The organism is Amycolatopsis sp. lyj-108, from assembly GCF_046549005.1.
Classification (GTDB): Bacteria; Actinomycetota; Actinomycetes; order Mycobacteriales; family Pseudonocardiaceae; genus Amycolatopsis.
Window position 1 is genome coordinate 107,492 of sequence record NZ_JAJPWQ010000012.1, and the last position, 22,529, is coordinate 130,020.

The following is a 22,529-nucleotide window of genomic DNA, read 5'->3' on the forward strand; positions in this document are numbered from 1 at the left end:
CCGACTTCCCACCTTTTCGACTGAGCTGAAAGGACGAACTTTCGGTATGTGCTGGCGATAACAAAGCGAGTCTGCCTATAACACGGGAACTTTCGAGCCGGCACGACCTGCCGGACGCCTGGGGCCAAGGGGACTCATGAACCGTGAAATCACGACGAGTGACGCTACGAACACAATAGCGCAAGCAGTGCCGGGAACCGAAAGATGAGCCGGTCGGTCCCCGGTCCGGCGCAGAGTGGACTCACCGTAGTCGTTCCGTGCTTCAACGAAGTCGACAACGTCGAGCCCTCCTATCAGGAGATCGTCGCCGAGTTGGGGAATCTCCCACTCGAACTGCTCTATGTGGACGACGGGAGCACCGACGGGACACTGGACGTCGTCCGGGCGCTCGCGCATACCGACCCCCGGGTGCGGTACCTGTCCTTCACCCGGAACTTCGGGTTCGAAGCGGCCTTTTCCGCGGGTTACCGGTACGCGGGGAAACCGTGGATCCTGCATATCGACGCCGACCAGCAGTTTCCGGCAGCCGAGGCGGAGAAATTGATCACCGCCGCCGAGGAGGGCAACGACGCCGTTTTCGGCGTGCGCACAAATAGGCAAGACCCCTTACTAAGACGCTGGGGTACCGCGGCCTTCCATTTCCTCGGCCGCCGCGTGCTGCGTATCGAGATCCCGCCCGGCGCGACGGCGTTCCGGCTGGTGCGCACGGAGCTCGCGCGCAAGATCGTCGATCTCCACCTGGGGACCCCGTACTTCCTCGCCACCGTGCCGAGGCTGACCAGCCGCTACACCACCGTCCCGGTGGCACACCGGGCACGCGCACGCGGCGAGTCCAAGGTGGGCTTCGGTTTCCTTTCCTCGCACGCCATCGAGTTGTTCGTCGGCTTCACCAGACGGTTGACGACCATGGCTTCCACCACGGCGATGGCGGCCGCCGGGATCTCGGCACTCGCCGGGATCGCGGCCGCCACCGGGCTGCTCGGCCTGAACGCCGCGGCGACGCTGGAGTTCGTCCTGTTCGCCGTGCTGCTGACCGTGCTCGCGCTGTCCGTCCGCTACCTGGTCGTGGTCGGCGCGGGACAGGCGCGGCCACGGCAGTTCTACATCAGGGAAGCCAACTTCCCGGTCGACGAGGACGACCGGCTCTACGCCTCGGCCACGGCCGAGGTCCATCCTGGGGAAAGGCAAGCGGGAGTGAAGAAAACCGAAGAGACGGCGGCACCTCGGAGCCTGGTGATCCTGGGCGGGGCCGACGGTTCGGTCAGCACGTACCACCGGGCGCGGGAACTCGGGTTCCGCACCATCTGCGTGGACGTCCGCGCGAGCGCGCCCGCGGCGGCGCTGGCCGACGAGTTCGTCCAGGTCAGTGTCCGCGCGCCGGAACAGATCGCGGCGGCGCTGGACGGACGGGACGACATCGCCGGGGTGCTCTGCCCGGCCAGCGACGTCGGGCTGCCCGCGCTCGCCTGGCTCACCCGGCACTGGAACCTGCCGGACCCGCTGCCCGAAGCCGCCGTCGCCGCGTCCGTCGACAAGTCCGTCTTCCGCGAACTCTGCGACAGGCTGCGGCTGCCGACCTACCGCAGTGTCGGCGGGAAACCCGGACCGGACCTCGCGCTCGCCGCGCAGCAACTGCGGTTCCCCACGCTGGTGAAACCGGTCGACTCCTCCGGGAGCCGCGGTGTCGTCTCGTGCGCGAGCCCCGGCGGCCTGGACACCGCGTTCACCGACTCGCTCGCGTTCTCGCCTTCCGGGCGGCTGGTCGTCGAGGAACATCTCGACGGCTCGCACTACACGATCGAAGCACTCGTGGTCGACGGCCGGATCGTGTTCCACGCGGTCACCCGGCGCACGCTCACGCCGCCGCCGTTCTTCGTGACGGCCTCCCATCTCCTGCCCGCCGGGCTGCCGCCGATGGTCGACCGCGCGCTCCCGGTGATGCTGGCCGGGTTGTGCGCGGAACTCGGCTACCGCACCGGGCCGCTCACCCTCGACGCCGTTCTCGGCCGCGACGGGAAGTTCTACCTGATCGAGATGGGCGCCAGGATGGGCGGGAACGGGCTGGCCGAGGCGATCGAGCTCAGCACCGGCGTCGACCTGATCGCCGCGGGGATCGCCGCCGCGACCGGCGGTGAAGTGGTGCTCGCGCCGCGCGACCCGCGGCCGACCCTGATCCACATCCTCGCCTCCGACCGCAGCGGCCGGATCGTGCGGATCGAAGGCGCCGACGAGGTCCGCGCCATGCCCGCGGTGCACAACCTGGAACTGTTCGCGGAGCAGGATTCCTACGTCAAACCGTACGAGCAGGCCGGCTACAAGATGGGCTACGCCGTGCTTTCGGCGCCGACCGTACCCGAAGTCCTCGCGGCGGAGGACGAGTTGCGCGGCACGCTGAAGTTCCTGCTCGACGAACAGGGTATGGCGGTGCCGCTCCCTTGACCGGCACTTCGCTCACCGGCGCCGGCACCGCGTCGATCGCGGCGCCGAAACCGTCGATGGTGCTGCGGCTGCTCGCCGGTCGCGGCGTCTTCCGGCTGGCGATCCAGGCGATGGGCCTGGTGCTGGTCACCGCGTGGGGGGCGCACGACTACGGCCGGTTCGCCACCGCACTCGGGCTGATGACGTGGCTCAACTTCGTGCCGTCCGCGGCGGAGAAGTCGGCGCTGAAATGCCTGCCCCGCCTGCGGGTGACGCGGGACGCGGTCGCGGCCTTGGCCGTCCGGGTCGCCTTCGTGCCGGTACTGGTGGTGCTGGTGGCGATGGCGGTCGCACTGCTCGTCGCGCCGGGCTCGGACGCCGCGCTGTACCTGACGGCGGCGGGCTGGTCGATCTCCGGCGGCCTGCTGATGACCGTCTCCGGCCTGCACCGGTTCAACGGCAAGTCCACTTTGGACGCGCTGGCGTTCACCGCGGGCGCGATCGTGGTCGGCGCGGTGACCGTGGGCACCTGGTTCGTCCGCTGGCCGCCCCTGACGCATCTCGGCCTGCTGCTCGGCGGGATCCTGCTCATCCTCGGCTGCTCCGCGGCACTGCTGCCGAAGAAGTGGCTACGGATGGAAAGGATCGACGGGCATCGGCTCTTGCCCGCGTTCGGCCGGACCACCGCGCTGCTCGGGATGACCGAGGTCCTGGACGTCCTCGCGACATCGTCGGTGTTCGGCGTGCTGGCACTGGCCGGACGCACCGTCGACAGTGGACCGTTCTACGTCGCCTTGCTGGCCAGTAGCGCGTTCTGCTCGCTGCTGTTCTATCAGCTCCGGGTGCACCAGCCGACGATTTCCGCCCGGCTGCGCGGAAGCGGGGCGGCGGCGGGCCGGGCCCGTGCGGTCGAACTGATGAAACTCGTCGAACGGGGCGCGCTCGCCTTCCTCGCCCTGGTGGGCATCGGCCTCGTGATCCCGGCGGCCCGCACGGTGCTGACCGCCGAAGACACCACGGGCGCCTATGTGGTCCTCGGTGTCTTCGTCCTGGCCGAAACGGTGCTGTTCGCCGTGCTGCTCTACGCGGGCTTCCTGATCGAGAACACCAACAGCAAGGTCCTCACGCTCACCGCGGCCGCCTCGATCGCCGGTCTGGTCGCCACCCCGCTGGCCGCCGCCGCGCTCGTCCCGGCGATGGGGCCGGTCGGCGGATTCGCCGCCCTCGTCTTCGCCATCGGCACGCGGGCGGCCGTGCTCCGGCGGCTGCTGCGCCGCCACCACCCCGAACTCTGAACGTCGCACTGGAGAAGGAACATGTACGTACTGGGAATCAGCAGGGTCCACGACTCGGCGGCCGCGCTCGTGCGCGACGGCGAGATCATCGCATTCGCCGAAGAAGAACGCTTCACTCGGAAGAAGCATGACGGGGGCTTCCCCGCAGAGGCGATCAAGTTCTGCCTGGAGCGCGGCGGGATCACTCTCGCCGACGTCGACCACGTCGCCTACTACTGGCAGCGCTGGCGCGAAGGCATCCACGCGGCGAAGGTGTTCGCGAAGTACTTCCCGGCGACGCTGGAGGTCTTCCGCAACCAGAACGGCGACGAGGGCGGCTCCTCCGCGGGCATGGTGGAGACGTTCAAGACCGGTGGCGGCAAAGGCGTCGACGACTACCACGTCGGCGGCGCGGTGCTCGCGCACCTCAAACGGTCCTACACGCTCGCACGCGACGTGAAGGAAGCCGTGGGCTGGACCGGCCCGACGAAGTTCAAGACGCATCTGGTCGACCATCACAAGGCCCACGCCGCCAGCGGCTACTTCATCTCGCCGTGGGAAGAGTCGGCGGTGCTCACCTTCGACGGCATCGGCAGCGACGGGACCGCGACGTATCTCGGACACGGCAAGGGAAACCGGATCATCGACATCCGGCGGATCAAGTTCCCGCATTCACTCGGCGCGATGTACGCCGGTGTCACCGGGTACCTCGGCTTCTACCCCACCCGTGACGAAGGCAAGATCATGGGGCTGGCGCCGCTCGGCGACGACACCTACGTCGACGCGTTCAAGCAGCTGATCCACCTCGACGACGATGGCGGGTACGAGCTCGACCTGAGCTTCTTCGGCCACCACCGCACCGGCAAGCACGTGATGTCGAAGAAGTTCACCGACCTGTTCGGCCCGGCGCGGCCCAAGACCCGGGTCACCGCCGAGAACCCGGTGCCGCAGCACTACTGCGACGTCGCCTACGCGTTGCAGGTCACCTTGGAGGAAGCCGGGTTGCATCTCGCGCGCTGGCTGCAGAGGGAAACCGGGTCGAGCCGACTGTGCGTCGCGGGTGGTGTCGCGCTGAACAGCGTGATGAACGGACGGATCCTGCTGGAAACCCCGTTCGAGGACTTCTTCGCCCAGCCCGCGGCCGCCGACGATGGCTGCGCGCTCGGTTCGGCGCTGGAGGTGTCGGTCGGCAAGTACGGCAAGCCGCGCCCCCGCGACGGCTACACCTACACCGGCCCGGACTACACCGAGGCGGAGATGGAACTGGCACTGCAGGACGCCGGCGTCCGGTACACCAAGGTCGACGACATCGCCGCCCACACGGCGAAGAAGATCTCCGAGGGCAAGATCATCGGCTGGGTACAGGGCCGGATGGAATGCGGGCCGCGCGCGCTCGGCAACCGTTCGCTGGTGGCCGACCCGCGCGACCCCGGCTCGAAGACGCGGATGAACGAGAAGGTCAAGCACCGCGAGGCGTTCCGGCCGTTCGCCCCGTCGTGCCTGGCGGAACGCGCGGGCGACTGGTTCGTCAGCGACTACCCGTCGCCGGTGATGCTGCTGGTGTTCGACGTCCTGCCGGACAAACGTGACGAGGTCCCGGCCATCACCCACGTCGACGGGACCGCCCGCGTGCAGACGGTGAGCGAAACGGACAATCCGTTGTACTACCGCATGATCAGCGAGTTCGAGAAGCTCACCGGCGTGCCGATGGTGGTCAACACCTCGTTCAACGACAACAACGAACCGATCGTCGCCGGCCCGGCCGACGCGGTGGCCTGCTACCTGAAGACCGATGTCGACGCGCTCGCCCTCGGGCCGTTCTGGGCAGAGAAGGACGACCTGTGACCGCCACACTGCCCGACACGGACGGATGGGTGCCCGCGCTTTACCGGCGGCGCAAATGGTTGTGGCTGGTGGCCGCCGTCCCGGCCGTGGTGACCACGCTGCTGATCATGGTGATCCTGCCGCCGGACCAGACGCTCGACAACGTCGTGGACTGGGCGTTCAAGCTGTGCCCGTTCGTCTTCGCGGTCTTCACGGTGGCGCTCTTCCCGCGCACCAAGTGGGGCCCGGCGCTGATCGTGCTCGCGGTGTTCGTCTACATGTCCTATTTGGACACCGAACTGATCATGCGGATCCAGGCGTTCGCCAGGAACGCCGCCACCGACGAGAACGCCTTCCAGCCGGTGTACCAGTTCGAACTGTTCATCGTGACGTTCATCGTCCTGTTCGGGCTGATGGCGTACCGGCTGGGCGGCGGCCGGACGGCGAACGTGCTCAAAACCGGCATCGCGGCGATCCTCGTCGTGATCTCGGGCGCGAACGACCTGACGTTCTGGGCGCTCAACGACGTCTGGGCCGCCGGAACGAAACCGACCGAGCTCAAATGGGCGTCGCATATGATCGTGTTCCTCGGCGGTCCGCCGAGCGTTCCGGTCGCGGTCGTGTTCATGCTGGTGCACCTGGTGCTGGCGGCGATCGTGGTGGCGCTGCCGGTCGGCCGGTGGGTGGACCGGGCACTGGGACTCGCTTCGACCTGACGCACGGTCACTTTCCAGGTGGCGTGCCCGTGACTCGTGGCTTCCGGCGAGGCGCTCACAGAGCGGTCGTCATCCCGTCGCTCAGGTGAGCCGGCGCACCAGGCCGTCCGCCAGCAACCGCCCGCGGTCGGTCAGCACCGCACGTCCCTGACCGTCCAAAGCGGACTGATCGAGCAGCCCTTCGGCGGCGGCGGCGCGGGCTTCGGCCCGGCCGTCGTCGTCGAGGGCGTCGAGCGGAAGTCCTTCGGACAGCCGGAGTTCCAGCATCACGCGTTCCAGATGCCGGTCTTCATCGGTCAGCAGTTCACGGCCCGCGGCCGGTGAGTCCCCGGCCGCGAGGGACGCGGCGTAGCGGGCCGGGTGCTTCACGTTCCACCACCGGACTCCGCCGACGTGACTGTGCGCGCCGGGTCCGGCGCCCCACCAGTCGCCGCCGCGCCAGTAACCGATGTTGTGCCGGCAGCGGGCTTCTTCCGAGGTCGCCCAGTTGGACACCTCGTACCAGCGCAACCCCGCCGAAGCGAGGACGCGGTCGATCATCTCGTAGTCGGCGGCGAGCACGTCGTCGTCCGGCGCGGGCAGTTCACCGCGGCGGATGCGGCGGGCGAGCGCGGTGCCCTCTTCGACGATCAGCGCGTACGCGGAGACATGGTCGACGCCGGCCGCCAGCACCGCGTCCAGCGAAGCCTGGAGGTCTTCGATCCGCTCCCCCGGCGTGCCGTAGATGACGTCGAGGTTGACGTGTTCGAACCCGGCGGCACGCGCCTCTTCGGCGGCCGTGACCGGGCGGCCCGGGGTGTGCACGCGATCGAGGATCTTCAGCACGTGCTGAGCGGCCGACTGCATCCCGAGCGAGATCCGGTTGTACCCGGCGTCGCGGATGCCCGCGAAGAACTCGGGCGAGGTGGACTCCGGATTGGACTCCGTCGTCACCTCGGCGTCCGGCGCGAGCCCGAAGGTGTCACGAACGGCGTCGAGAACGCTTCGGAGTCCTTCGGCGCCGAGGAGGGACGGGGTGCCACCGCCGACGAAGACGGTGTCGACCGCGGGCGGCTTCCCCAGCACGCGCGCGGCCAGGTCGAACTCGCGTTTGAGGCCTTCGAGCCAGGACTGCGGCGACGAACCGCTGTCCAGCTCTCCGGCGGTGTAGGTGTTGAAGTCGCAGTATCCGCAGCGGGTCGCGCAGAAAGGGACGTGCACGTAGACGCCGAACGGCCGGGTGCCGAGCCCTTCCAGCGCGCTCTCGGGAAGCGCGGACTCGACGGGCGTGGTGGTTTCGGGCAGCAACGCGGGCACACCCCAGTGTCCCCCACGCCGTGAAGGCCTCCTTCCCCGGGGAAAGAGGCCTTCACGGACGAGCTACCGGTCGGCGATGCGCACCTTGACCGAGGTGGAGCGGGTGCCGTCCTCGAACCGCACCCAGACCAGGGTCTCCATGCTCAACGAGTAGTCGTTGACCACGTGGTCCACCGACCAGTCACCGTGTTCGTCCGAGGCGGCGTCGCGGCTCATGGCCACCTCGACGAGCACCATCTGGGACAGGTGTCCCCGGACGTCCCGCGAACAGCCGACCGCTTCGAACCGGTACGAGCTGCCCTTGTGCAGCACCGCACCCTCCTCTGGCGAAACCAGCCTGCATCCCTGCTGAGCCCCGGCGGCCGTACCCGGGATCAGCAGGGAAGCCAGCACCATCGCGGCGACCACCCATCGGCGCATGCGCAACTCCTCCGTCCTCTGTGGATCGAAGATCGAAGCTAGCGGCGACGGCGACCCGGCGCGGCCTCACTCACCCGAAGCGGTACTAGGCCAACCCGTTAGCGGCCAGCCACTCCGGCGACGGCGGGATCACTTCGATGATGTCGATCAGGAAGCCGTTCAGGTCCTCGATGTAGAAGTGCCGCTGGCCGAATTCCTCGTCCACGAGTTCGGTGACGATCTTGACCCCCTCTTCGCGCAGCCGCTCGTATTCGGCCGCCGCGTCGGCGACCATGAAGCCGACCATGGAACCGGCCGCTTCCTGCGCCCGCCACGGCTCCGGCGTGGCCTTGTGACCACGCTTCGCGAAGCTCATTTCATAACCGGGCACTCCGACGTTGAGGCTGGAGAACCAGTCGAGCTCGATCGTCACCGTCAACTGCAGGTGCCGCTTCCACCAGGCGGTGGTCTCGGCGATGTCGTCGACGAGCACACAGGCACCGAAACCGCTGAGTTGCATCTGGTGTTTCCTCCCAGTTGTTTACCACTTGATGCGTAGTACTATAGCCATAGTGGTTTGACTGAGGCAAGGAGAATGTTCCGATGCGACAGAACCCGGAGCGCCGGACCGCGCTCACCGACGCCGCGATCACCGTCCTCGCCCGCGAAGGCGCACGCGGCCTCACCTATCGCGCCGTGGACGTCGAAGCGGATGTCCCGCCGGGAACGACGTCCAACTACTTCCGCAACCGGGACCAGCTGCTCGGCGAGGTCGGCGTCCGCGTACACGAACGGCTGTCGGCGCCGGCCGACGTGATGGCGAACCCGCAGGCCGAGACGCCGTCCCACGACCGGGTCGGCGTACTGCTCGGCGAGCTCATGGGGCGGCTGACCGCCCACCGCGAGCCTTATCTCGCGCTGCTCGAGCTCAGGCTCGAAGCCACCCGGCGCCCGGATCTTTCGGCCGAACTGACCAAGACCATCCGCGAGGGCATCGACATGAGCGTCGACTGGCACGTCGCGGCCGGAATGCCGGGCGGGCGCGCCGAGGTCCTGCTGATGTACCTCGCGCTGACGGGGCTCACCGTCGAACGGCTGACCCTGCCGGAGGTGCTCGCGGACGTCACCGACGAGGACGTCATCCGGATCATCGTGGACCGCGTCCTGCCTTCTTGAACCGTGCGCGTTCTGCGTCACAATGCCCGGTCGCGAACCCGGACTTGACCGCCAAAGCAGGCCTCTGACCTGCGAATACAGCCAAGTTCGGACAGTGTTCCCAGCATTCGGACCGGCCTGGACCACATAGTGGGCGCGTGGCACGCTGATTCAATGACCCGCGCCGGAATCACCCTCGTGGCACGCCGCCACGTGGATCTCCGTCGTGTGGCGAGCGCGCTCTGTGCGACGAACCGCTGACTCCCCGCCACCACCACGATCTGCCGGAGGACTCCCATGTCGTCGCCCACGCGCGAAACCCCTGCCCGCACGCCCCGGGTGAAACAGAAACGGGGCGAGGGACAGTGGGCTTTGGGCTACCGCGAGCCGCTGAACCCCAACGAGCGGTCCAAGAAGGACGACAACCCGCTCAACGTCCGGGCCCGGATCGAGAACATCTACGCCCGCGGCGGCTTCGATTCCATCGACCCGGGTGACCTCCGCGGCCGGTTCCGCTGGTTCGGTCTCTACACCCAGCGCAAGCCGGGGATCGACGGCGGCCGCACGGCGACGCTGGAGCCCGAAGAGCTCGACGACCGCTACTTCATGCTGCGGGTCCGGCTCGACGGCGGCGCGCTGACCACCGATCAGCTGGCCGTGCTCGCCGAGATTTCGCAGACCCACGCGCGCGACACCGCCGACATCACCGACCGGCAGAACATCCAGTACCACTGGATCCAGATCGAGGACGTCCCGACGATCTGGGCGAAGCTGGAGAAGGCCGGGATGACCACGATGGAGGCCTGCGGCGACAGCCCGCGCGTCATCCTCGGCTCCCCCGTCGCCGGCATCGCCGCCGACGAGATCATCGACGGCACGCCCGCGATCGACGAGATCAAACGCCGCTACATCGGCGACCCGCGCTACTCGAACCTGCCGCGCAAGTTCAAGACCGCGGTCTCCGGGCAGCAGGACGTCGCGCACGAGATCAACGACGTCGCCTTCGTCGGCGTGAACCACCCCGAACACGGCCCCGGCTTCGACGTCTGGGTCGGTGGCGGCCTGTCCACCAACCCGATGATCGGGCAGCGGCTGGGCGCCTGGGTCTCCCTCGATGAGGTCCCCGACGTCTGGGAAGGCGTGATCAGCGTCTTCCGCGACTACGGCTACCGGCGGCTGCGCGCCCGCGCCCGGATCAAGTTCCTGGTGAAGGACTGGGGTGTCGCGAAGTTCCGGCAGGTGCTGGAAGACGAGTACCTCAAGCGCAAGCTGACCGACGGCCCGGCACCCGAGGTGCCCGCCGCCCAGATCGACCACGTCGGCGTGCACCCGCAGATCGACGGGAAGTTCTACCTGGGCGCCGCGCCGGTCGCCGGCCGCGTCTCCGGGGCCACCCTGCTGGCGGTCGCCAAGGCCGCCGAGCGGGCCGGGTCGAACCGCGTCCGCCTGACCCCGCACCAGAAGCTCGTGGTCCTCGACGTTCCCGAGGCCGAGGTGAACGGGCTGAAGACCGAACTGGCCGATCTCGGCCTCCAGACCAAGCCTTCGCCGTGGCGGCGCGGGATCATGGCGTGCACCGGCCTGGAGTTCTGCAAGCTCGCGATCGTCGAGACGAAGGCCCGCGCGATCGAACTGGTCACCGAACTCGAGAAGCGCCTCGCCGACATCCAGGCCGAGATCGAGAACCCGGTGACCGTGCACCTCAACGGCTGCCCCAACTCCTGCGCCCGGGTCCAGACCGCCGACATCGGGCTCAAGGGCCAGATCGTCACCGACGAGGACGGCAACCAGGTCGAAGGCTTCCAGGTGCACCTCGGCGGCGGGCTCGGCCTCGACGCCGGATTCGGCCGGAAACTGCGCGGGCACAAGGTGACCGCGTCGGAGCTGACCGCGTACGTCGAACGGGTCGTGCGGGCGTACATCGCCGGCCGCGAACCCGGCGAGCGGTTCGCCCAGTGGGTCCTGCGGGCCGACGAGGGCGTCTTGCAATGACCGAACGCGCGACCCCGTACTACTGCCCTTTCTGTGGCGATGAAGACCTGCGGCCCGAAGAGGGCGGCTCCTGGCTGTGCTCGGGCTGCCGCCGGGTCTTCACCGTGAAGTTCCTCGGACTGTCCTTTCCGGAGGTGTCACCAGGATGACCGCCACTGCCGACTACAAGACGCTCGCCGAACGAGCTTCGAAGGAGCTCGCGGAGGCGACCGCGACCGAGGCCCTGCGCTGGACCGCGGAGACCTTCGGCGACGACTTCATCGTCGCGTCGAACATGCAGGACGCCGTCCTCATCGATCTGGCCACCCAGGTCAAACCCGACGTCGACGTCCTGTTCCTGCAGACCGGCTACCACTTCCCGGAGACCATCGGCACCCGTGACGCGGTGCAGGCGGTGTACCCCGGGGTGCGGATCGTCAACGCCGAGGCCGCGCAGAGCGTCGCCGAACAGGACGCCGAGTACGGCCCGAAGCTGCACGAGCGCGACCCGAACCAGTGCTGCCAGCTCCGCAAGGTGGTGCCGCTGCGGAACACGCTCGCGAAGTACTCGGCGTGGGTGACCGGCGTCCGCCGCGTCGACGCGCCGACCCGCGCGAACACCCCGATCGTCACCTGGGACGACCGCAACGGACTGGTGAAGATCAACCCGATCGCGCCGTGGTCCGACGACGAGTTCAGGGACTACATCGACGAGCACGGGATCCTCGAGAACCCGTTGGTGTCCATCGGTTATCTGTCGATCGGCTGCGCGCCGTGCACCGCGAAGGTCGCTCCGGGTCAGGACCCGCGCAGCGGCCGGTGGGCCGGGCAGGGCAAGACCGAGTGCGGCTTGCACGGGTGAGAAGGGACGACATGACCACGCTCGAACCGGTCGCGGCCGCGGCACAGGACAACCTGGCGGCGTTGGAATCCGAGGCCATCCACATCTTCCGCGAGGTGGCGGGTGAGTTCGACCGGCCGGTGATCCTGTTCTCCGGCGGCAAGGACTCGACGCTGCTGCTGCATTTGGCGATCAAGGCGTTCTGGCCCGCGCCGGTGCCGTTCCCGTTGCTGCACGTGGACACCGGGCACAACTTCGACGAGGTCATCGACTTCCGCGACCGGGTCGTCGAGCAGCACGGGCTCCGCCTGGTCGTGGCGAAGGTCCAGGACTGGATCGACGACAGCAGGCTCGAAGAGCGCGCCGACGGGATGCGCAACCCGTTGCAGACCACGCCACTGCTCGACACGATCGCCGAGAACAAGTTCGACGCCGTCTTCGGCGGCGGACGCCGCGACGAGGAGCGCGCCCGCGCCAAGGAGCGGATCTTCAGCCTCCGCAACTCCTTCGGCCAGTGGGACCCCCGGCGGCAGCGCCCGGAACTGTGGAACCTCTACAACGGTCGGCACCGCCCCGGCGAGCAGGTCCGCGTCTTCCCGCTGTCCAACTGGACCGAGGCGGACGTCTGGAACTACATCGCGCGGGAGAAGGTCGAGCTGCCGTCGATCTACTACGCGCACCGGCGCGAGGTCTACCAGCGTGACGGCATGTGGCTGGCCGAAGGACCGTGGGGCGGGCCGCGGCCGGAGGAGGTCGTCAAGGAACTGACCGTGCGCTACCGGACCGTCGGCGACGGTTCGTGCACGGGAGCCATCGAATCGACCGCCGCCACGGTGGACGAGGTCATCGCCGAGGTCTCGGCCTCCCGGCTCACCGAACGCGGCGCCACCCGCGCCGACGACCGGATGTCGGAGGCGGCGATGGAAGACCGCAAGCGGGAAGGGTACTTCTGATGTCCAGCCTCCTCAGGCTCGCGACCGCGGGCAGCGTGGACGACGGGAAGTCGACCCTCGTCGGGCGGCTCCTGTACGACACCAAATCCGTGCTCGCCGACCAGCTGGACGCGGTCACCCGCGCCAGTGTCGACAAAGGACTGTCCACTCCGGACCTCTCGCTGCTCGTGGACGGCCTTCGCTCGGAACGCGAGCAGGGCATCACGATCGACGTGGCGTACCGGTACTTCGCCACGCCGAAGCGCAGTTTCGTGCTCGCGGACACGCCGGGCCACGTGCAGTACACGCGGAACACGGTGACCGGGGCGTCCACCGCGCAACTGGCCGTGCTGCTGGTGGACGCGCGCAAGGGCGTCATCGAGCAGACCCGCCGTCACGCCGCGGTGCTCGCCCTGCTGGGCGTCCCGAACCTGGTACTGGCGGTGAACAAGATCGACCTCGTCGGCTACGACGAAGCGACGTTCACCGTGATCGCCGAGGAGTTCGCCGAGCACGCCGCGTCCCTGGGCTACGAGCGGGGTTCCGTGCTCGCGGTGCCGGTTTCGGCGCTGGTGGGCGACAACGTGGCGGAGAAGTCGGACAAGACCCCGTGGTACTCCGGCCCGACCCTGCTGGAGCACCTGGAAACCGTGCCGGTGGCGCCGGATCCGCACGATTCGGCGTTCCGCTTCCCGGTGCAGTACGTGATCCGGCCGCGCACGGCCGACCACCCCGACTACCGCGGGTACGCGGGGCAGATCGCGGCGGGCACCGTCCGGCCGGGCGACGAGATCGTCGTGCTGCCGCAAGGCATCCGCAGCCGCGTCGAAGGCATCGACACCGCCGACGGACCGCTCGCCGAAGCCGGTGCGGGCACCTCGGTGACCCTGCTGCTCGCGGACGATCTCGACATCTCACGGGGTGACCTGATCTCCGCCGCAGACCGTCAGCCGACGGTGACCGACGAGATCACCGCGACCCTGTGCTGGCTCTCGACCAAGGCGCTGAAACCGGGCGCGCGCGTGCTCGTGAAGCACGGGGCGCGGACGGTGCAGGCACTCGTCGGCGAACTCCACGCCCGCTTCGACGAGCAGACCCTGTCCAGTGTGGATGATCCGGGCACGTTGGAACTCAACGACATCGGCCGGGTCACGCTGCGGCTGGCCGAGGAGATCGGCGTGGACGACTACGGCGTCAGCCCGCGGACGGGCGCTTTCCTGGTCATCGACCCGAAGGACGGCGATACACTGGCGGCCGGACTCGTCGGCGAAAGGTTCGCATGACCCCAAGCCTCACTCCGCCACTGGTCGCCGTCGCCCACGGCAGCCGCGATCCGCGGTCCGCCGCGACCATCCGCGCCCTGCTCGACGTCTCCCGTGGCCTGGCGCCGGGTCTCGACATCCGTGAGTCCTTTTTGGATCTCTCGGAGCCGCTGCTCACCGATGCCCTGCGCGGGTTGTACGCCGAGGGGCATCGCGAGGTCGTCGTGGTGCCCCTGCTGCTGGGCGTCGCGTACCACGCCCGGGTCGATCTGCCCGCGCTCGTCGCCGAGGCGACCGCGGACTGCCCCGGCCTCGACGTGCGGGTTTCCGGGGTGCTGGGCATCGACCCGCTGATCGAGACGGTCGCGCTGGACCGGCTCGCCGAGGCCGGCGCCGATCTGGACGATCCGGGGCTGGGTGTCCTGCTGGCGGGTGTCGGCTCGTCGAACGTCGCGGCGAACGACGCGGTCGCCGGGATCACCACCCGCTGGCAGCTGCGCCGCGGGTTGCTCGCGACGCCCGCGTTCGCGAGCGCCGCGCAGCCGGACGTGCCCGCCGCCGTCGCGCGGTTGCGGCTCAACGGCGCACAGCGGCTCGCGGTCGCGGGCTGGTTCCTCGCGCCGGGGCTGCTGCCGGACCGGATCGCGCGGCTGGCCCGCGAAGCCGACCCGTCGGTGGTCGTCGCCGGACCGCTGGGGCCGGATCCGCGGATCGCCGGGCTCGTCCTGGACCGCTACGACGCCGCCGCCGCGCGGCTCGCTGCCTGAGTAGAGCGACGCGTCCCGTTCGGGCGCTTGATACCGATTTTCGGAGGGTCTCGTTCCCAGTTCCGTCACGCCTCGCGTATGGGAACGGAGATTTCTTGACGAGTTACTTAACTTGCCGGTAACTCTCTAATCGCTGCGCAGCTCCCTCTCTCCCCATCGAACCCCCAGGTAGGTGGAACATGAAGGCTGCCATCCGTGCCCTCGTCTGCGCGTCGGCCGTGCTCGTCCCGCTCGTCGGTCTCGCCGCGCCGGCTTCGGCGGCGACCACCGTCGTCTTCGACTGCGAAGCGAAGCCGCCGCTCGTCGGCAACAAGTACCTCAAGCTGAACCAGGACGCCGACGTCACCGCGCCTGCCGCGGTCGCTCCCGGCGCCGCGCTCGACATCGTCATCGACCCGGCGCCGAACACCGTCCCGGCCGAGGTCAGCGGCTACCAGGTCAAGCAGATCAAGGACTTCTCCCTGAAGATCCCGATCCCGGCGAACTCGACCTGGGTGAGCGCCGACCTCGCCGGCGGCTCCGGCATCGGCTCGACCCCGCCGAAGATCACCGTGTCCGGCAGCGTCGCGACGCTGAGCTTCCCCGGCCCGATCGCCGGCGGTTCGACGTTCGAGCTGCCGACCGTGACGGCGCACCTCACCGCCGGATCGTCCGGCACCATCGAGACGAAGCTGGGCGGTTCCAGCTACGCCGACCCGGGCCTGACGTTCACCGCCGTGGTCAGCGCCGGTTTCGACGTCTCCGCCCCGACGTCGTGCTTCCCGAACCCGAGCCCGACCTTCACCACCACGACGATCGGCTGACCCGTGCCTGCGCCACCGTCGGAGGAGATGGTGGCGCAGGCCACTGCCCGGCCCGACTTCGCCCATGCGAAGGTGAGGCATGGCTGACGAACTGGTGCACTACGACGTGGTGGGCGGCACCGCCACGATCACCTTGGACTCCCCGCACAACCGCAACGCCCTCTCCGCCCAGCTGCGGCGTGAACTGAGCGAATCGCTGGACAAGGCACGGGCGGACGACGCCGTGCGGGTCATCGTGCTCACCCACACCGGCCCGGTGTTCTGCGCGGGAATGGATCTCAAGGAGGCCCGCGGCGCCGGCGCGGGCGCCCAGGGCGTCAACGAGTTCCCGAAGATCCTCGAGCAGCTGTGGACCAGCCCCAAACCTGTCGTGGCGAAGCTGGCGGGCCCCGCGCGGGCGGGCGGGATCGGCATGGTGGCCGCGACCGACATCGCCGTGGCCGTCAACGAAGCGACCTTCGCCTTCTCCGAGGTGCGGATCGGCGTCGTGCCCGCCGTCATCTCGCTCACCGTGCTGCCGCGGCTCACCGCCCGCGCCGCCCACGAACTGTTCCTGACCGGCGACACCTTCGACGCGAAGCGCGCCGTCGAGATCGGCCTGCTGAACTCGGCCGTCTCCGCCGACGAACTCGACGGCGAGGTCGCCCGCTACGTCAAGGCGCTCGCCCTCGGCGGGCCGAAGGCGCTCGCGGCGACGAAGGAACTGCTCAGCAAGCCTCGTCCGGCGACACCGAGCGAAGGCTTCGAGGCCATGAACAAGCTGTCCGCCGGCTTCTTCGCGAGCGAAGAAGGCCAGGAAGGCATCACGGCCTTCGCGCAGAAGCGCAAACCGAACTGGGTGCCCGAAAGCTGAACCTCAGTCGGGCAGGACGACGGTGAGGCGCCGGGAGTCCGTCCGCTCACCGGACGGCCCCAGCGCCCGCTGCGCGTCGGAAAGCACGCTGCGGACGGCCAAGTACGCCTTCGGATCGCGCTCCTTGAGCAGCGAGGAACCGGTCCAGATCAGCACGTGCTCACCCGGCGCGAGCCAGGACAGGTCGGTGAGGCAGTCGTAGAGCGCGTCGAGGTTCTTCCCGAAGTAGTCGGGGAAGGACAACGCCTCCGCGATCGCGTCGAGTGTCGAAGCCTTGTCGACCGTCTTGCCGCCGTCGATCAGATGCGGACGCGCACCGCGGGCGAACGCCTTGTCCGCCGCTTCCTTCGCCGCGCTCATCGGCTGGTGTCCACTACGACGAAGGACTTGTAGTGGTCCTCGGTGTAGTACAGCTCCTTGCCGGAGCCGGTCACCATCCGCCGCGCTCCGCGATCCGGGCTGCCCGGCGTCTTGACCGTGTACTCCCGGTAGTAGCCGGAACCCTTGGCAGGCAGGACCTTTTCCCGGTTCTGGAAGGTCACGTCGTCGTTGCGCGGATACGGGTACGGCCCGCCCGCCTGGATGAGCTTCCAGGTGTCGGACGCCTGCGGGGGAAGTCCGGTGAGCGGTTTGACCGGAAGACCGGAGTCCGCACCCGCGACCTTGCCCTTCGCCTGGCTCGCGGCGTCTCCCGACGGCGCGGCCGAAGCGGACGAACTCGCCGGGGCGCTCTTCGTGTCGTCACCGCTGATGCCGTCCTTGACGAACCAGCCTGCGAGCACCAGCACGATCAGGCCGATCAGGGCGGCGGTGATCCGCCTACGGTTGAACATGGTGTGCCAGCTTAGGACGGCCGGTCGGAGTCGTTCGCATCGCGGGCCGTACCGAAGAGCCGGGCGACCTTGCCGAAGACCGAATCGAGCACCCAGGCGGCGACCAGGCACAGCGGTACGACGACCGCCATGACCAGCACGAACTGCACGGGAAACGGGGCCTGCGCGAGCCACAACTCGACGCCGTCCCACCAGTCTGCAAGCCCGTTGAACACGAATGTGAGCCTACGCTCGCACCCACTGCCACCGCCCGTCAGGCCATGTAGGTTGCTGACATGTTCGCCGTTTACGCTTCCGAACCCAACGCCGAAAAGCCGCTGGACTCGCTCGTGATCGGCGAGCGACCCGAACCCGAGGCACCCGAAGGCTGGGTGCGGGTCAACGTCAAGGCCGCCAGCCTCAACATGCACGACCTGTGGACGCTGCGCGGCGTCGGCATCAAACCCGAGCAGTTCCCGATGATCCTGGGCTGCGACGGCGCGGGCACCCTCGACGACGGCACCGAGGTCGTCATCCACTCGGTGATCAACGCACCCGGCTGGCAGGGCGACGACACCCTCGACCCGAAACGCACCCTGCTCACCGAGAAGCACCAAGGCACCTTCGCCGAGCAGGTCGTGGTTCCGGCCCGCAACGTCGTGCCGAAGCCGTCGGGCCTGACCTTCGCGGAAGCCGCGACCATGGGCACGGCGTGGCTGACCGCGTACCGGATGCTGTTCGTGAAGTCCGGGCTGCGGCCGGGGCAGACGATGCTCGTCCAGGGCGCCTCCGGCGGCGTCTCGACCGCCCTCGTGCAACTCGGGCGTGCGGCCGGATTCCGGGTTTGGGTGACCGGGCGTAGCGAAGAGAAGCGTGCGCTGGCCGAGAGCCTGGGCGCACATCAGACCTTTGAGTCCGGCGCGCGCCTGCCGGAGCGGGTCGACGCGGTCTTCGAAACCGTCGGGAAGGCGACCTGGTCGCACTCGGTGAAGTCACTCAAACCGGGCGGGATCATCGTTGTTTCGGGGTCGACCAGCGGTCCGGACGCTCACGCGGAGTTGCAACGCGTGTTCTTTCTGCAACTGCGTATCGCGGGTTCGACGATGGGGACCAGGGACGAACTGAACGATCTCCTCGCCTACCTGGAGCTCACCGGGGTGCGCCCGCAGATCGGCGCCGAGTTGCCGTTCGCGGAAGCCGAAACCGGGTTTAAGAACATGCTCGACGGGGAAACTTCCGGCAAGGTGGTCTTCACGCATTGATCGGAGGGGTGAGCGCTCCCCCTCGCGGTGATCAAGCGCGCACACAAGCGCACGTCCGCGCGTTCCTCGCAGGTCAAACAGTCATTTCGGAGTCTTGTCAAGTGTCAAGAACGTTATGACTCAGGGAGCTTTTCACGACCAAAGTTCGACCAAAATCCGACCTCTCGCGGTTAGCCTGGAGAGATGACCGCATCGCAGCGGCCCGAACCGGCGGACCCCGGGGGCCGGACCACCACGGACACCGACCCGATCCGCGTGTCGTTCCGGCGCTACGCCGGCGTTCGCACCAGAGTGCTCGAAGTCGGGCCACAGCCGGTGGAATCGGCCGATCGCGCTCCGCGGCGGGTGCTCGGCAAGCGGGCCGCCGCACGCGCGCACGCCAAGCCGACGGCGCCGCGGCTGGTGCTGCTGCACGGTTATTGCGACAGCGCCGACACCTGGCGCCCGGTTCTGGAGCTGCTCGCGGCCGCCGGTGTTCCGGCGGTCGCGGTCGATTTGCCCGGATTCGGTGACGCTCAGCCACTGCGGCCGGGCTCGATGCTGCCGCAGCTGGACGCGTTCACCGCGGCCGTGATCAAGGAACAGGCCGTCCTCGGCACGGTCGTGCTCGCCGGCAACTCGCTCGGCGGCACGATGAGCCTGCGCGCCGCGGAGAACCACCGGCTCCCGGTCGCGGGCGTGGTCTCGATCGCCGCGCCCGGTTTCGTGGACAGCTGGCTCATCCGCACCGTGGCCCGCTATCCGCTGCCGCTCAGGATGTACTCGGCTCTCCCGCTGCCGGTCCCCGGCTTCCTCGTGCGCGCCGTCGCCGAGCAGGTCGTCCCGCGGCTGCTGTACGCGAACGCGACCGCCGCGGACGCCGAGCAGGTGCGCCGGTTCACCTCGCTGTTCCCGGACTACCGCTCCACCACCACCCGGCTCGAACAGGCCCGGCAACTGGTCGAAGAGCTGGCGGACGCGTACCGGCTCGAAGAGATCCGCGTCCCGCTCCTGGTGGTCGTCTGCGGCAAGGACAAACTGGTCAGCGCCGCCTCCGGACGGCAGCTGCACGCGCTGGTCCCGCACAGCAGGCTGATGGTGCGCGAGGACTGGGGCCACTGCCCGCAGCTGGACGACCCCGTCGAGATCTCGGAACTGCTCACCTACTTCTCCGCCGGCGCGTCGAGGCCGTCGAAGATCGCCGCCCGCGTCGCCGCCGAAGTGAGCGAGGACACCGTCGCCGGATAGGTGCGATGTCCCGACTCCCGCTACGGTGCCTTTCGGACTGTGACCCAGTCCGAAAAGCACGAACTGTTGGGAGACGACGATGTCCGCACCGCGCAGCCTGGGCTCGGGATCCGGGATATTCCGACGCAAACCGATCGAGCAGATCCAAGAACTCAGTGACGGCGGCGGTGGGCTCCAGCGCACGCTGGGCCTGCGCCAGCTGACCGCGATCGGGGTCGGCGGCATCATCGGCGCGGGGATCTTCTCCCTGGCCGGCGCGGTCGCGAACGAGAAGGCCGGCCCTGCCGTGCTCATCTCCTTCCTCATCGCGGGGATCGCCAGCGCCGCCGCCGCGTTCTCCTACGCCGAGTTCGCCGGGCTGATCCCCCGGGCCGGATCCGCGTACACCTACGGGTACACCGTGCTGGGCGAGATCGTCGGCTGGTTCATCGGCTGGGATCTCCTGCTGGAGTACACCGCGATCGTCGCGGTGGTCGCGATCGGCATCTCCGGCTACTTCAACGAGCTACTGGGCTACCTCGACATCAACCTCCCGGTCTGGATGCTGGGCGCCCCCGGCACCGAGAAGGCCGACGTCGCAGCGGGCTCCTACAAGATCAACCTGTTCGCCGTCCTGCTGTGCCTGCTGATCGCCTTCATTCTCAACCAGGGCATGAAGAACGCCGCCCGGTTCGAGACGCTGCTGGTCTACCTGAAGGTCGGCCTGGTCCTGCTGGTGATCGTCGTCGGTGTCTTCCACATCAACACGGACAACTACTCGAACTTCTTCCCGTTCGGCCTCAGCGGCGCGTTCGCCGGAGCCGCGACGGTCTTCTTCGCTGTTTTCGGCTACGACGCCATGTCCACCGCGGCCGAGGAATCGACCGACTCCCAAAAGCACATGCCGAAGGCGATCATCTACTCGCTCGCCATCTCGATGGTGCTCTACGTGCTGGCCTGCCTGGTCCTGACCGGGATGGTCAACTACAAGGACATCGACGGCGAAGCCGCCTTCTCCAGCGCCTTCGCGGGCGTCGGGATGAAGTGGCTCGGCCTGATCATCGCGGTCGGCGCGATCATCGGTATCACCACCGTGCTGTTCACCTTCCTCATGGGCGCGAGCCGCGTCGGCTACTCGATGAGCCGCGACGGCCTGCTGCCGAAGTGGTTCAGCAAGACCCACCCGGTGCGCAAGGTGCCGAGCCGGATGACCTGGGTGCTCGGCATCGCGTCGGCGATCATCGCCGGGCTGCTGCCCATCGGTGAGGCCGCGGAACTGACGAACATCGGCATCCTGCTCGCGTTCGTCGTCGTCTGCGTCGCGGTGATCGTGCTGCGCTACAAGCAGCCGGACCTGCCGCGGACGTTCAAGACCCCGGGCATGCCGGTCGTGCCGATCATCGGCATCGTCTTCTCGATCTGGCTGATCACATTCCTGAACTACCACACCTGGCTGCGGTTCGCGGCCTGGTTCGGCCTCGGCCTGATCATCTACTTCGCCTACAGCCGCCGCCACTCCGCGATGAACGCGAACAACGGCGACGCGAAGCAGGTCAGCGGAGACGACTCAAACGCGTAGCGGCTTCGCGGGCTTCGGTCTGGAGGCGTTCGACGATCGACGCCGCCGGGCCGGAGCCCGCGAGTTCGTAGGTCTGCCCCGCGTAGAGGGACATGATCTCGGGATCGCCTGCCTTGCCCGCCGCCGCGCGGATCGGTTTGGTCAAGTTGTTGACCTGCGGATACGCCGACGGCGCCGTGGCCGAGAAATCCGCGACCGCGCGGTTGACCAGCGACCGGGCGGGACGCCCGCTGAACGCCCTGGTGAACGCCGTCGGCCTGCCCCCGTCCGCGAGCGCCTGCCGATGCGCGGGCTGCGTCCCGGCCTCGTCCGCCCTCAGAAACGCGGTGCCCAACTGCGCCGCGACGGCACCCGCCGCCAGCACCGCCGCGATATCGGCACCGTGCACGAGCCCGCCGGTCGCGACGAGCGGCAGGTCCGTCCGCGCGGAGACCAGGCGGAGCAGGCTGAGTACGCCGTACTGCGCTCCCCCGCCTTCCGCTCCGGGCTCGTCAGCAAAGAGCCCTCGATGCGCCCCGGCTTCGAATCCCTGGACCACGAGCGCGTCCGCGCCGACCGCCACCGCCTGATCGGCTTCGACCGGGCTGGTGACGGTGACCGCCACCTTGCTCCCGTTGGCGTGCAACCGTTCCACGTCTGCGGGCGAGGGTGTGCCGAAGGTGAAGGAAACGACCGGAACCTTCCGCTCCAGGACGACCTCGAGCTTCTCGCCATAGGCGTCGTCATCCCAGCTCGGCTCGCCGGGTTCGACGCCGTGGCGTTCGGCCTCCGCGCGCCAGCGCTCGATATGGCCGCCGAGATCAGCCCCGGCTGCCTCACCCGGAACGAAGAGATTCACGCCGAACGGCTCACCGGTGAGTTCGGCCGTCTTCGCGATCCGGTCCGCGAGGACATCGGCGCTCAGATAGCCCCCGGCCAGGAAACCGAATCCGCCCGCCGCGGTCACCGCGGCGACGAGCTCGGGAGTGGTCGGCCCGCCCGCCATCGGGGCCGCGATCACGGGAAAACGCAGATCTTCGAACACGAATCAGACGATAGTCCCCTCGCGACGACACGGTATGTGACGTTCGAGTCACTCCAAGGATCGCCCAGGGTGGTCTAGACCTTTAACGCAGAAAATGCGACGATCTGAACCGGCCGTGACGCGGGTCACGTTCCC

At 68.6% G+C, this 22,529-nt stretch carries 24 protein-coding genes and 2 pseudogenes; 19 read left to right on the plus strand and 7 right to left on the minus strand.

The window, feature by feature from the left end:
- Window positions 1-204 precede the first annotated feature (204 nt).
- The 6 genes and pseudogenes from ACLJO0_RS34560 to ACLJO0_RS34585 form a co-directional block, all read left to right on the plus strand.
- A pseudogene (locus ACLJO0_RS34560) lies at window positions 205-1,158 on the plus strand (glycosyltransferase family 2 protein); the annotation flags it as partial.
- Between the two features lie 384 nt (window positions 1,159-1,542).
- A pseudogene (locus ACLJO0_RS34565) lies at window positions 1,543-2,118 on the plus strand (acetyl-CoA carboxylase biotin carboxylase subunit family protein); the annotation flags it as partial.
- A 21-nt stretch (window positions 2,119-2,139) separates the two neighbouring features.
- Window positions 2,140-2,439, plus strand: coding sequence for a hypothetical protein (locus ACLJO0_RS34570; RefSeq protein ID WP_410583524.1), 300 nt, complete (start codon window positions 2,140-2,142; stop codon window positions 2,437-2,439).
- Window positions 2,436-3,713 carry a hypothetical protein gene (locus ACLJO0_RS34575; protein WP_410583257.1) on the plus strand — a complete coding sequence of 426 codons (1,278 nt, stop codon included), beginning with the start codon at window positions 2,436-2,438 and terminating at the stop codon, window positions 3,711-3,713. Before ACLJO0_RS34570 ends, ACLJO0_RS34575 begins: the two co-directional genes overlap by 4 nt.
- Before the next feature lie 21 nt (window positions 3,714-3,734).
- Window positions 3,735-5,537 (plus strand): carbamoyltransferase, encoded by a 1,803-nt coding sequence (locus ACLJO0_RS34580; protein WP_410583259.1) that lies wholly within the window; start codon window positions 3,735-3,737, stop codon window positions 5,535-5,537.
- The gene (locus ACLJO0_RS34585) at window positions 5,534-6,232 is read left to right on the plus strand and encodes a hypothetical protein (protein WP_410583261.1); all 699 of its coding nucleotides are present in this window, start codon (window positions 5,534-5,536) and stop codon (window positions 6,230-6,232) included. The genes ACLJO0_RS34580 and ACLJO0_RS34585 overlap by 4 nt, the downstream gene beginning before the upstream one ends.
- Before the next feature lie 81 nt (window positions 6,233-6,313).
- On the opposite strand, the gene hemW is transcribed toward ACLJO0_RS34585, so the two are convergent.
- The 3 genes from hemW to ACLJO0_RS34600 form a co-directional block, all read right to left on the minus strand.
- Entirely contained in the window at window positions 6,314-7,528 is a 1,215-nt protein-coding gene (hemW, locus tag ACLJO0_RS34590; RefSeq protein WP_410583263.1) for a radical SAM family heme chaperone HemW, read from the minus strand.
- Between the two features lie 63 nt (window positions 7,529-7,591).
- Complete coding sequence (locus ACLJO0_RS34595; protein ID WP_125785891.1) at window positions 7,592-7,948, minus strand: hypothetical protein; 357 nt, start codon at window positions 7,946-7,948, stop codon at window positions 7,592-7,594.
- Window positions 7,949-8,033: 85 nt separating this feature from the next.
- Window positions 8,034-8,447, minus strand: a complete 414-nt coding sequence (locus ACLJO0_RS34600; protein ID WP_410583265.1) for a VOC family protein — start codon at window positions 8,445-8,447, stop codon at window positions 8,034-8,036.
- 83 nt (window positions 8,448-8,530) lie between these two features.
- Between ACLJO0_RS34600 and ACLJO0_RS34605 the strand changes: the two genes are divergently transcribed.
- The 10 genes from ACLJO0_RS34605 to ACLJO0_RS34650 all read left to right on the plus strand — a co-directional run bounded on the left by ACLJO0_RS34605 (window position 8,531) and on the right by ACLJO0_RS34650 (window position 16,511).
- Complete coding sequence (locus tag ACLJO0_RS34605; RefSeq protein WP_410583267.1) at window positions 8,531-9,103, plus strand: TetR/AcrR family transcriptional regulator; 573 nt, start codon at window positions 8,531-8,533, stop codon at window positions 9,101-9,103.
- Between the two features lie 153 nt (window positions 9,104-9,256).
- Window positions 9,257-9,343, plus strand: a complete 87-nt coding sequence (locus ACLJO0_RS34610; RefSeq protein ID WP_360907593.1) for a putative leader peptide — start codon at window positions 9,257-9,259, stop codon at window positions 9,341-9,343.
- A gap of 36 nt (window positions 9,344-9,379) precedes the next feature.
- Window positions 9,380-11,074, plus strand: a complete 1,695-nt coding sequence (locus ACLJO0_RS34615) for a nitrite/sulfite reductase (RefSeq protein ID WP_410583268.1) — start codon at window positions 9,380-9,382, stop codon at window positions 11,072-11,074.
- Window positions 11,071-11,223: a hypothetical protein gene (locus ACLJO0_RS34620; protein WP_005158649.1), complete on the plus strand. Its 153-nt coding sequence runs from the start codon at window positions 11,071-11,073 to the stop codon at window positions 11,221-11,223. Before ACLJO0_RS34615 ends, ACLJO0_RS34620 begins: the two co-directional genes overlap by 4 nt.
- Window positions 11,220-11,915 carry a phosphoadenylyl-sulfate reductase gene (locus ACLJO0_RS34625; protein WP_125793186.1) on the plus strand — a complete coding sequence of 232 codons (696 nt, stop codon included), beginning with the start codon at window positions 11,220-11,222 and terminating at the stop codon, window positions 11,913-11,915. The genes ACLJO0_RS34620 and ACLJO0_RS34625 overlap by 4 nt, the downstream gene beginning before the upstream one ends.
- Before the next feature lie 11 nt (window positions 11,916-11,926).
- Window positions 11,927-12,847, plus strand: a complete 921-nt coding sequence (cysD, locus tag ACLJO0_RS34630) for a sulfate adenylyltransferase subunit CysD (RefSeq protein ID WP_410583270.1) — start codon at window positions 11,927-11,929, stop codon at window positions 12,845-12,847.
- Window positions 12,847-14,109, plus strand: coding sequence for a sulfate adenylyltransferase subunit 1 (locus ACLJO0_RS34635; protein ID WP_125793184.1), 1,263 nt, complete (start codon window positions 12,847-12,849; stop codon window positions 14,107-14,109). The genes cysD and ACLJO0_RS34635 overlap by 1 nt, the downstream gene beginning before the upstream one ends.
- Window positions 14,106-14,855 carry a sirohydrochlorin chelatase gene (locus tag ACLJO0_RS34640; protein WP_410583272.1) on the plus strand — a complete coding sequence of 250 codons (750 nt, stop codon included), beginning with the start codon at window positions 14,106-14,108 and terminating at the stop codon, window positions 14,853-14,855. Before ACLJO0_RS34635 ends, ACLJO0_RS34640 begins: the two co-directional genes overlap by 4 nt.
- Before the next feature lie 179 nt (window positions 14,856-15,034).
- Window positions 15,035-15,658, plus strand: coding sequence for a cyclase (locus ACLJO0_RS34645; RefSeq protein WP_410583274.1), 624 nt, complete (start codon window positions 15,035-15,037; stop codon window positions 15,656-15,658).
- Window positions 15,659-15,737: 79 nt separating this feature from the next.
- Entirely contained in the window at window positions 15,738-16,511 is a 774-nt protein-coding gene (locus ACLJO0_RS34650; RefSeq protein ID WP_125785900.1) for an enoyl-CoA hydratase family protein, read from the plus strand.
- Between the two features lie 3 nt (window positions 16,512-16,514).
- Here the strand turns inward: ACLJO0_RS34650 and ACLJO0_RS34655 are convergent, their stop codons facing one another.
- From ACLJO0_RS34655 to ACLJO0_RS34665, 3 genes are read right to left on the minus strand one after another with little or no spacing between them, the layout of a single operon-like run.
- Entirely contained in the window at window positions 16,515-16,871 is a 357-nt protein-coding gene (locus tag ACLJO0_RS34655; protein ID WP_125793180.1) for a barstar family protein, read from the minus strand.
- Window positions 16,868-17,344, minus strand: coding sequence for a ribonuclease domain-containing protein (locus tag ACLJO0_RS34660; RefSeq protein ID WP_410583275.1), 477 nt, complete (start codon window positions 17,342-17,344; stop codon window positions 16,868-16,870). The genes ACLJO0_RS34655 and ACLJO0_RS34660 overlap by 4 nt, the downstream gene beginning before the upstream one ends.
- An 11-nt stretch (window positions 17,345-17,355) precedes the next feature.
- Complete coding sequence (locus ACLJO0_RS34665; protein WP_125793178.1) at window positions 17,356-17,559, minus strand: CDP-alcohol phosphatidyltransferase family protein; 204 nt, start codon at window positions 17,557-17,559, stop codon at window positions 17,356-17,358.
- Between the two features lie 60 nt (window positions 17,560-17,619).
- Between ACLJO0_RS34665 and ACLJO0_RS34670 the strand changes: the two genes are divergently transcribed.
- The 3 genes from ACLJO0_RS34670 (at window position 17,620) to ACLJO0_RS34680 (ending at window position 21,370) form a co-directional block, all read left to right on the plus strand.
- A complete protein-coding gene (locus ACLJO0_RS34670) occupies window positions 17,620-18,585 on the plus strand; it encodes a zinc-binding dehydrogenase (protein WP_125793177.1) in 966 nt (321 codons plus the stop codon).
- 183 nt (window positions 18,586-18,768) lie between these two features.
- Window positions 18,769-19,812, plus strand: coding sequence for an alpha/beta hydrolase (locus ACLJO0_RS34675; protein ID WP_410583277.1), 1,044 nt, complete (start codon window positions 18,769-18,771; stop codon window positions 19,810-19,812).
- Window positions 19,813-19,891: 79 nt separating this feature from the next.
- Window positions 19,892-21,370 (plus strand): amino acid permease, encoded by a 1,479-nt coding sequence (locus tag ACLJO0_RS34680; protein WP_125793176.1) that lies wholly within the window; start codon window positions 19,892-19,894, stop codon window positions 21,368-21,370.
- Here ACLJO0_RS34680 and ACLJO0_RS34685 read toward each other — a convergent pair.
- A complete protein-coding gene (locus tag ACLJO0_RS34685; protein ID WP_410583279.1) occupies window positions 21,345-22,394 on the minus strand; it encodes a nitronate monooxygenase in 1,050 nt (349 codons plus the stop codon). The two genes, ACLJO0_RS34680 and ACLJO0_RS34685, sit on opposite strands and share 26 nt — an antisense overlap.
- Between the last annotated feature and the right edge of the window lie 135 nt (window positions 22,395-22,529).

Coding starts and splice junctions, on each gene's coding strand:
- ACLJO0_RS34580 (WP_410583259.1), top strand. CDS start 3,735: ATGTACGTACTGGGAATCAGCAGGGTCCACGACTCGGCGGCCGCGCTC.
- ACLJO0_RS34595 (WP_125785891.1), bottom strand. CDS start 7,948: ATGCGCCGATGGGTGGTCGCCGCGATGGTGCTGGCTTCCCTGCTGATC.
- ACLJO0_RS34600 (WP_410583265.1), bottom strand. CDS start 8,447: ATGCAACTCAGCGGTTTCGGTGCCTGTGTGCTCGTCGACGACATCGCC.
- ACLJO0_RS34605 (WP_410583267.1), top strand. CDS start 8,531: ATGCGACAGAACCCGGAGCGCCGGACCGCGCTCACCGACGCCGCGATC.
- ACLJO0_RS34610 (WP_360907593.1), top strand. CDS start 9,257: ATGACCCGCGCCGGAATCACCCTCGTGGCACGCCGCCACGTGGATCTC.
- ACLJO0_RS34615 (WP_410583268.1), top strand. CDS start 9,380: ATGTCGTCGCCCACGCGCGAAACCCCTGCCCGCACGCCCCGGGTGAAA.
- ACLJO0_RS34620 (WP_005158649.1), top strand. CDS start 11,071: ATGACCGAACGCGCGACCCCGTACTACTGCCCTTTCTGTGGCGATGAA.
- ACLJO0_RS34625 (WP_125793186.1), top strand. CDS start 11,220: ATGACCGCCACTGCCGACTACAAGACGCTCGCCGAACGAGCTTCGAAG.
- cysD (WP_410583270.1), top strand. CDS start 11,927: ATGACCACGCTCGAACCGGTCGCGGCCGCGGCACAGGACAACCTGGCG.
- ACLJO0_RS34635 (WP_125793184.1), top strand. CDS start 12,847: ATGTCCAGCCTCCTCAGGCTCGCGACCGCGGGCAGCGTGGACGACGGG.
- ACLJO0_RS34640 (WP_410583272.1), top strand. CDS start 14,106: ATGACCCCAAGCCTCACTCCGCCACTGGTCGCCGTCGCCCACGGCAGC.
- ACLJO0_RS34645 (WP_410583274.1), top strand. CDS start 15,035: ATGAAGGCTGCCATCCGTGCCCTCGTCTGCGCGTCGGCCGTGCTCGTC.
- ACLJO0_RS34650 (WP_125785900.1), top strand. CDS start 15,738: ATGGCTGACGAACTGGTGCACTACGACGTGGTGGGCGGCACCGCCACG.
- ACLJO0_RS34655 (WP_125793180.1), bottom strand. CDS start 16,871: ATGAGCGCGGCGAAGGAAGCGGCGGACAAGGCGTTCGCCCGCGGTGCG.
- ACLJO0_RS34660 (WP_410583275.1), bottom strand. CDS start 17,344: ATGTTCAACCGTAGGCGGATCACCGCCGCCCTGATCGGCCTGATCGTG.
- ACLJO0_RS34670 (WP_125793177.1), top strand. CDS start 17,620: ATGTTCGCCGTTTACGCTTCCGAACCCAACGCCGAAAAGCCGCTGGAC.
- ACLJO0_RS34675 (WP_410583277.1), top strand. CDS start 18,769: ATGACCGCATCGCAGCGGCCCGAACCGGCGGACCCCGGGGGCCGGACC.
- ACLJO0_RS34680 (WP_125793176.1), top strand. CDS start 19,892: ATGTCCGCACCGCGCAGCCTGGGCTCGGGATCCGGGATATTCCGACGC.